Here is a 338-nt window from a genome sequence, read left to right as displayed (position 1 = left end):
GTGCTTGAAGATAAAAACACCTTTGTATTAAAAAGAGTAAAAAACAAAGAAGTCAGAAAGAAATAGTCTTGTAATCATATGTATATCTGTAACTTAAAAAAATAGACAGCTTAAGTTAACGCTAATGCCCCAAGGGGAGCCGAAAAAAGCATTATCCTTAGTAACCCGAGTTCGATTATAAAAACAGAGCTAATTGATCGTCTTTCTCCAAATCATATTTTATAGAAGGTTTTTTAGCAAAGAATGAATATGCGATAAGAGCGGCGATAATATTGGAGATAAAATTTTCAAAACTTCTGTGCCTAGAATGTTCAATTTGGCACATGTTTTTTAGTTCA

General features: G+C 31.7%; 1 pseudogene. It reads right to left on the bottom strand.

Annotation, left to right across the window (positions count from 1 at the left end):
• Window positions 1–175: 175 nt before the first annotated feature.
• Window positions 176–338, bottom strand: a pseudogene (locus tag HNS40_RS23450) (IS982 family transposase); the annotation flags it as partial.

This window comes from Lentimicrobium sp. S6, assembly GCF_013166635.1.
Taxonomy (GTDB): Bacteria; Bacteroidota; Bacteroidia; order Bacteroidales; family UBA12170; genus UBA12170.
Note: the sequence above shows the minus strand (reverse complement) of the source record. Positions and strands in the feature narration are given on the sequence as shown.